The following is a 7083-nucleotide window of genomic DNA, read 5'->3' as shown; positions in this document are numbered from 1 at the left end:
CATTATCTATTATTGCTTTTAATTTTTCTATGTCCTTAGCTATTGATGTTTTTGTTTCAAGTGATGAAGTAACTCTGTAGACGAGATTCTCAGCTATTCTTGCTTCAAGCGAATTTGATCCGTATAGTGATTCAATAGTGTCTGCACGATTCCTTGTATCGTTATAGTCCGCAAGCGTAAGCGAGTCTTTGGGAATATAGCCGTACTCTGTCTTAGCGATTTTTGTCGATAGTTTTCCATTTGTTTTTATCGACACGAAAGCATCGCTTATTGTTGTTGATCTTGTTAATGGATTGTTTTCTAGTGATGACAAAAAAGAGCTAATTGTAGCGAAACTAATTTTTGAAATATCTAACGGGATGATAAGAAAGCGGCTATTTGAAGGTTCCTCTAGCGCAACCACAGAGCTAAAAGCATTCAGGATATTAGATTGGGAATCTTTAGTAGCATTAATATTTAGATGATTCATGAAATCTGTTCTATATGTTGCCATATTTAATGTGGTTTTATCAGTCTCAATTTTTAATGGCAATGATGAAAGCGGGATTGTTGATGAAAATGTATTTTCTCCAACAATAATATTCTTTATTCCGCTATTTGATAAATCTTTAAGAGTTTGATTAGAAACTGATTTAGTAAATAAAATCTTGGGAGTTGTTTGTATTTGGCTTCTTGTCAATGATTCTTGGGTTTTAACTAAGGAATTTAAAAAAACTGATTTCTTAGTGATTTTATTTAATTCAACAATATTCATAGGGGTATATGTATCAGCTATATATTGATTATTAGTATTTTCTGGATTTTGCGCGAAGCTAACAATGGGAATTTGTTTTGATGTGGAATTAATCTGTGAAAAAGAATCTATATATTGTCCATTAATTAAAAATGACTTTGGCGTATTAATGGAATATATGTTGCTGATATTTCTTTCTGTAGTGTTGAATTCTTTCTGAACTATTTTTCCGTCCTTAGTCAAAGCGCCGGATCCATCATATATTTTTTCATCTTTTAAAATTTCGCTATTAATGATTACGGGAACTATATTTAACTTTTCTGAGTATGCTTGTTGGCTGAATATAATTTTTGGGAAATAGGTAATAAAACTATATTGAGTATCTAGTTTTTTGTTGTTGTCGCCCAACAATTCAATTGCAACAGGGTATATCCCAGTTTTACTTAGAGTGAGGCTGTTTGTTGATTCTGGTTCAACAGAATTAATTGAAAAATTAGTTTCAAAATTATTTATAAGATTATTGTCTGTACCGATCTCTGTCAATTGAAAATTATCTATAGGAATGGTTATTTTTGATATAACATTTTTATTAGAAGGTTTATCAACAAAGTTAAATAGTTCTGATCTGGTATTTGTTGATTTAATAACACTGATTTTTATATTAGTAATATTCTCTAGATTAGAAGTAATACCGATAATACCCAAAGTGTCGTCTGTAAGATAGGGTGATAATTTTGATATAGTAAAAGTTGAAGCACTGTCTTTGTGAATAATATTAGTATTGCCATAAGCGACTGAAATTAAAGGTATTGACTGAAGTATCACTAAAAATAGAACAAAAAAAAGGCCAGTTTTCTTAATAGATCTAGTTTTCTCCCTAAAGATGTACTGTTTTAACATATTATTTTCTTTGCAGTATCTCTTAACATAACACTATAACTTTAGGCGTTTTGTGCAGCATTCGCGTTATTCATCAACAAGATTGAGAATCATAAATAATAGGTGAAATCGTTGAAAATGCTAAAGCATGCAACTCCTCAAGACGACATATACAATATGGTAGATCTAGATGAACTTTTACGTTTCGCAATTCATGTTGGTGCATCTGACTTACATGTTAAAGTCGGCTCTCGTCCCCGTGTGCGTATTGACGGACATTTAGAGGAAACAGAATTTACACCTGTAGGACCAAATGATACTGAGCGAATTGCGTTTACAATTATGCCAAAAAATCGAGCAGAAGAATTTATTAAAGATTTCGAGGCGGACTTTGCCTATGCAGTTGCTGGACTTGGAAGATTTCGTGTTAACGTTTTTCGACAACGTGGCTCAATCGGCATGGTCTTTAGGAGAGTAATTCCAGGTATTGCATCATTTGAAGATTTAGGTTTGCCCGTAATTGTACAAAAACTTGCACAAGAACCAAATGGTTTGATAATCGTTTCTGGTCCAGGTGGATCAGGAAAAACAACAACGCTTGCTGCAATGGTCGATCACATTAATAAAACACTCCCACGTCACATAGTCACTATTGAAGATCCTATTGAAATTTTGCATAAAGATAGTTTATCGATTGTTAGTCAACGAGAAATAGGTACAGATACTGATAACTATGCTTCGGCTATGAAGAAGGTTGCACGACAAGATCCTGATGTCATATTGATTGGCGAATTAGATGACTTTGAATCAGTGAAAGCAGCTCTTTCTGCCGCTGAGACAGGACACTTAGTATTAGCTTCTTTTGATGCGATGAATGCTACAGAAACAGTTCAACGTTTAATCGATTTTTTTCCAGCTCATCAACAACATACAGCGCGCATGTCAATTGCTGGAACACTAAAAGGGGTTCTTTGTCAAAGACTTATTAATAAATTAGATGGCATAGGCCGAGTTCCAGCATGCGAGGTAATGTTGGTTAATTCAAGAATTTTTGATCGAATTTCAGATATATCTGGCATAAAATTAGAACTCGAAGATGTAATTGCTGACGGTGAATATTATGGTATGCAATCTATGGATCAAGCGCTCTTGCAGTTATTTGGTGATGGACATATTACTCGTCGTGAGACTTTATCTAATGCAGTAAATCCTAATGAATTGCGTTCAATGATGGAGGCCGTGAGAAGCGAATAGAAAAAAGTGAGTCTGAATTTAAATTAAAAAATATTATCTACGAATGCTCGTTTTCGGCTCGATCCAGTCATTTTGCGACAATATGATTTAATTTAAATCATCGATTCTAATCTGCAACTTTCATCCCGAGCGTAGTCGAGGGATCTTTAATAAATTAGAATATTGGCACATGGAAATCGCACAACGTTTGAACGAATTAAATAAGCTGACGATAAAAGAATCACCAATATATAAGCTTTCTTTACTTTTTGAAAAAGCTGGATATGAATTTAACGTCGTTGGTGGAACAATTCGCGATCTTATATTGGGTGTTGAATCTGATGATTATGATATTTGCACGAACGCAAAGCCAAAAGAGATACTAAATATAGTAAAAGATGTTGCGCAACACCTTTGGCGTCAAGGTGAAGTTTTTGGAACTATTGGCCTTTCATTCGAAGATTTGAAATTTGAAATAACAACATATAGGAAAGAAATCTATGGTGACGATTCACGTAAACCTCAAGTTGAATTTGGTGATGATTTAGAAACTGATCTTTCGAGACGTGATTTTACAATTAACTCAATGGCTTTTAGTTTGCCTGATGCAAAATTGATCGATCCTTATAGTGGTTTAGATGATCTGTTGAATCAGCGTTTAAGAACACCACTAGAACCAAGTGTTAGTTTTTCTGACGATCCACTTCGTATGATGAGAGCAGCGCGATTTATTGCTAGGTTTGACCTTGTGCCTGATATTGCACTGCTTGATGCTGTTGATAAATATCGCTCGCGCATGAGCATTATCAGTGCTGAACGTATTCGCGATGAACTCTGTAAATTATTAATTGCACAAGATCCTTCAAAGGGTTTATATTTTTTGAGTGAAACTAAACTTAGCGACGAGTTTTTTCCAGAATTTAATATTTTGAGTATTCCACAAGACCCACAAAATCATCATAAGGATGTTTTAATCCATACAATTGCCGTAGTTGCTAATACACGTCCTGAACTTCGTGTGCGACTAGCCGCACTTTTCCATGATATTGCAAAACCAGACACTTATGATGTCGGTGAAAATGGTGTCACGTTTCGTTTTCATGAAGTACTTGGTGCAAAAATGACCAGAAAACGCATGCGTGAACTAGCTTTTTCTAAAGAAATGATAAAAGAAGTTAGCCAGTTAGTCTTTTTGCATCTTCGTATTCATACTTATGCAATGGGTTGGACCGATTCAGCTGTTCGACGTTATGTCCGTGATGCAGGAGAGTTATTGGCGGATCTAAATCACTTACAACGTTGTGATTGTACGACTAAAAATCCTAGAAAAGCTAAAGAACTAAGTGATCGTATGGATGATCTTGAATCTCGTATTCTTGAATTGAGCAAAAAAGAAGAACTAAATAAAATCCGTCCACATTTAGATGGGGCGCAAGTAATGGAACATTTAAAACTAAAACCTTCGCGAGAAGTTGGAACAGCCTTAGACTATTTGCTCGAACACCGTTTGGAAAATGGACCTATACCAGAACAGGATGCTTATAAATTATTAGATTCCTGGGCTATAGAAAATTTATAAACCTTCTTTGCGGGCACGAAAAATTACAACAGGTGGAACCATCACTACTGGTTCGTGGTGAAATTCAGGTGCAGGTTCACATATTGAATCAACTTTAAAACCATGTCGCATAAATAGTTCATGTATATTTGATGTTGTTCTTGGAAAAACACTTACTCTTTGCCCACCTCGCATTGTTTCGAACTCGGTATCATCGAAAAAACTTCTGGTGATTCTTGGTGTTCCTAGTGGTAATACTCCAGGGGATGAAACGTATTCATCTTGTTCCACCATGCGCGCAATTGGGTGTTCTAGAGACATGATCATTGGTGAGGATTTTCGCAGTACTCTTTGACATTGTCGAATTACACGATCTAGATCTTGTACTTCATCTAACACTGTTGCTGAAAATACTATGTCTATAGAATCTGCTCTCAGAAATGCGAGGTCGGCGAATGCACCTTGGTGACACTCTACACGAGTAGTATTTGCCGTAGCTTGTGCCGTCGTCATGGCAATTCGTTCTGCGCTAGGGTCAACACAAATTACATGTGCGCCACCTTGAGCCAGAGTTATTGGTGTAGTTAATTCGCCACCACCTAATACCAATATTCGCTTATTTTTTATTTCTCCGAAAAGCCGAGTCGAGGAGTCATTAACTCCGTATCCATATTCGATTGCGTTTTGTATTGAAATAGTCATTATATACACTTAAGCTCATTTATGTGCTTCAATGCAAATAGTTACTATGAGAGTGGCTACTTTTAGAGGTGTCCTCCTGCTTGTTCAAAATAGTTCATCCAAGCCTCTGCAGCGCCCCTTACTGTTCTATCTGGTGGATTCCCATTAGGATCTCTCCTCTTAGGGTTTTCCCAGACAAAAAGTGAACACATTGTTCTGTTTGGGTCATCATGGTCACTAATATCTTCAGATAATGCTAGCTCTAGCATGTCTAAGACTCCTCTAGTCAAGGAGATGAATTCGTCAACATTTCTTTTAACTATTGACGCATGCCCATTTTCTATTAGTTCAACTGCAATTCGATTGTGATGCATTTCGTTAAAACTAGAAATTGACCCGGCTACCATTGCGCCTTTTTTGCTTTTATAATCACGCTTGCTGTAAGTAAATCTAGATTTTTAATGTTTTTTAATACTAATTCGGTTCTTTCTGCTGGCCTTAGTGCCCAGGCAATAGCATTATGGGCTCTAACTTTGAAACTATCTATGTTTAGTGCCACTTCATCACTAAAGCCTGCATCAATTAAACTATCTGCAGTTTCAAAGTCTAGGTCGTTATATTTTCCCAGTTTTTTGGCTAATCGATCGAGTTTTTTGGCTGACTTTAAATAGTCGGCCCACGCTTGGTTATTGAACATATCAAGATTTTACACTGTTGACCCTTTAAGGTCAATTTAGTGTTATTCTATGGCAAAACAACGAAAAGTGTTCATCTATTTACTAAGCAGCGCATTGCAAATAACTGGGTTGGATTTAGAAATAAAAAAGCCTCTGAGTTTAACTAAGCGATGCATTGCGAAGCACGTAGCTAGTTGACACCCAGAGGTTTTATGGATTTATCCCTTAATGAAATCTTCAACCATTTGATAAGCAACATCATCATGAAATTGTACTGCTGGAGATTTCATGAAATATGCTGATGCACCTTCGAGTGGGCCACCAATTCCTCTATCTTTTGCAATCATTGCACAACGTAGAGCATCAATGATTACTCCAGCTGAATTCGGTGAATCCCATACTTCGAGTTTCAATTCTATGTTTAGAGGAACGTCACCAAAATTACGTCCTTCAAGTCGAATGTATGCCCATTTACGATCGCTCAACCATCCAACATGGTCGCTTGGACCAATATGAACATTGCCAGCTTCGATTCCATGGTCTAATTGGCTAGTAACAGCTTGAGTTTTTGAAATCTTTTTTGATTCGAGTCGGTCACGTTCTAACATATTTTTAAAGTCCATGTTTCCACCAACATTTAATTGATATGTGCGATCAAGTACCAGTCCACGATCTTCAAATAGTCGTGCAAGTACGCGATGAACAATTGTTGCTCCAACCTGTGATTTAATATCGTCACCAACAATTGGTAGGCCAGCTTCAGTGAATTTCTTTGCAAATTCAACGTCACTAGAAATAAATACTGGTATAGCATTTACGAAACCGCAGCCAGCGTCTAAGCAAGCTTGAGCATACATACGTTGTGCCTGCTCAGAGCCTACAGGTAGGTATGAAACCAATACATCTACTTTTGCATCACGTAATTTTTGTGCGACATCAACAGGTTCCTCTAGAGATTCCTCGCAAGTTTCTTTGTAATATTTACCCCAACCATCAAGTGTTGGCGCACGAAATACTTCAACGCCATAATCAGGAACATCACTGAATTTAATAGTGTTATTTTGGCCGGAAAATATAGCTTTAGAAATATCTTGACCTACTTTTGAGGCATCAACATCAAAAGCACAAACAACTTTTACATCGCGTACATGATAGCCACCCATTTCGACATGCATTAATCCAGGTACAGTCTCGCCAGGTTCAGCATTTTTATAATATTCTATTCCTTGTAGCAAGCTGCTTGAGCAGTTACCAACGCCAGCAATTGCTACACGAATTTCTTTATTTGTTTTAGTTGACATTATTATCCTTTTCTTTATTTC

At 36.5% G+C, this 7083-nt stretch carries 7 protein-coding genes; 2 read left to right on the top strand and 5 right to left on the bottom strand.

Annotated features, from left to right (window positions below; translation table 11 throughout):
* A partial coding sequence (locus KBF89_06580; protein ID MBP9115993.1) for a hypothetical protein occupies positions 1-1633 on the bottom strand: 1633 nt, incomplete at its 3' end.
* A 156-nt stretch (positions 1634-1789) separates the two neighbouring features.
* Between KBF89_06580 and KBF89_06575 the strand changes: the two genes are divergently transcribed.
* Positions 1790-2866 carry a PilT/PilU family type 4a pilus ATPase gene (locus KBF89_06575; GenBank protein ID MBP9115992.1) on the top strand — a complete coding sequence of 359 codons (1077 nt, stop codon included), beginning with the start codon at positions 1790-1792 and terminating at the stop codon, positions 2864-2866.
* Between the two features lie 169 nt (positions 2867-3035).
* Positions 3036-4424, top strand: a complete 1389-nt coding sequence (locus KBF89_06570) for a CCA tRNA nucleotidyltransferase (protein MBP9115991.1) — start codon at positions 3036-3038, stop codon at positions 4422-4424.
* Here KBF89_06570 and KBF89_06565 read toward each other — a convergent pair.
* The 4 genes from KBF89_06565 to KBF89_06550 all read right to left on the bottom strand — a co-directional run bounded on the left by KBF89_06565 (position 4419) and on the right by KBF89_06550 (position 7062).
* Entirely contained in the window at positions 4419-5105 is a 687-nt protein-coding gene (locus KBF89_06565) for a class I SAM-dependent methyltransferase (GenBank protein MBP9115990.1), read from the bottom strand. The two genes, KBF89_06570 and KBF89_06565, sit on opposite strands and share 6 nt — an antisense overlap.
* Before the next feature lie 62 nt (positions 5106-5167).
* Positions 5168-5491, bottom strand: a complete 324-nt coding sequence (locus tag KBF89_06560) for a hypothetical protein (protein ID MBP9115989.1) — start codon at positions 5489-5491, stop codon at positions 5168-5170.
* Entirely contained in the window at positions 5485-5781 is a 297-nt protein-coding gene (locus KBF89_06555; protein MBP9115988.1) for a hypothetical protein, read from the bottom strand. Before KBF89_06555 ends, KBF89_06560 begins: the two co-directional genes overlap by 7 nt.
* A gap of 198 nt (positions 5782-5979) precedes the next feature.
* Positions 5980-7062 (bottom strand): inositol-3-phosphate synthase, encoded by a 1083-nt coding sequence (locus KBF89_06550; GenBank protein ID MBP9115987.1) that lies wholly within the window; start codon positions 7060-7062, stop codon positions 5980-5982.
* Positions 7063-7083: the final 21 nt, after the last annotated feature.

This window comes from Acidimicrobiia bacterium, assembly GCA_018057765.1.
GTDB lineage: Bacteria > Actinomycetota > Acidimicrobiia > IMCC26256 > JAGPDB01 > JAGPDB01.
The sequence above is the reverse complement of the archived record's forward strand: the minus strand, read 5'-3'. Positions and strand labels throughout refer to the sequence as shown.

Coding starts and splice junctions, on each gene's coding strand:
- KBF89_06565 (MBP9115990.1), bottom strand. CDS start 5,105: ATGACTATTTCAATACAAAACGCAATCGAATATGGATACGGAGTTAAT.
- KBF89_06560 (MBP9115989.1), bottom strand. CDS start 5,491: ATGGTAGCCGGGTCAATTTCTAGTTTTAACGAAATGCATCACAATCGA.
- KBF89_06570 (MBP9115991.1), top strand. CDS start 3,036: ATGGAAATCGCACAACGTTTGAACGAATTAAATAAGCTGACGATAAAA.
- KBF89_06555 (MBP9115988.1), bottom strand. CDS start 5,781: ATGTTCAATAACCAAGCGTGGGCCGACTATTTAAAGTCAGCCAAAAAA.
- KBF89_06575 (MBP9115992.1), top strand. CDS start 1,790: ATGGTAGATCTAGATGAACTTTTACGTTTCGCAATTCATGTTGGTGCA.
- KBF89_06550 (MBP9115987.1), bottom strand. CDS start 7,062: ATGTCAACTAAAACAAATAAAGAAATTCGTGTAGCAATTGCTGGCGTT.